Origin of the sequence: Paraburkholderia nemoris, from assembly GCF_905221015.1 — a bacterium.
Classification (GTDB): Bacteria; Pseudomonadota; Gammaproteobacteria; order Burkholderiales; family Burkholderiaceae; genus Paraburkholderia; species Paraburkholderia nemoris.
This window is the reverse complement of sequence record NZ_CAJNBO010000121.1, coordinates 1-533: the sequence shown is the minus strand read 5'-3', so window position 1 is coordinate 533 and position 533 is coordinate 1. Positions and strand designations below refer to the sequence as shown.

Sequence of the window (533 nt, the reverse complement as noted above, 5' to 3'; positions counted from 1 at the left end):
ACGTAGCAATGCCACGCACGAGTCGACTACTGATCCGGAGGCGCGATTGTTCAAGAAGAGCCACAAGAGCCCGGCCATCCTGTGCTACCACGGGCACATCCTGATGGAGAACCGCTCGGGGCTGGTGGTCGGCGCCGTGGTCAGTCACGCGGATGGTTTTGCCGAGCGGGCGAGCGCGTTGCAATTGCTCGATTGCGTGCCAGGCGCTCATACGAAGACAGTCGGTGCCGACAAGGCGTATGACACCCGCGACTTCGTGAACGATTGCCGGGCTCGCAATGTAACGCCGCATGTCGCGCGCAACGATGATCGCCAAGGTGGTAGCGCGATCGACGGTCGCACTTCGCGGCATGCGGGCTACAGGATCAGCCAGATCATCCGCAAACGTATCGAAGAGCATTTCGGCTGGGGTAAAACGGTCGGTCGGATCCGGCAGACGGTCTATCGTGGCATCCGGCGCGTCGACCAGCACTTCAAACTGACGATGGTTGCGAGCAATCTGACCCGCATGGCCCGAATGCCAGGTGTGGTGC

Annotated in this window: 1 protein-coding gene; it reads left to right on the top strand. The window is 61.4% G+C overall.

Annotated features, from left to right (window positions below; genetic code table 11):
* A partial coding sequence (locus tag KHO33_RS41950; protein WP_211629353.1) for a transposase occupies positions 1-533 on the top strand: 533 nt, incomplete at both ends.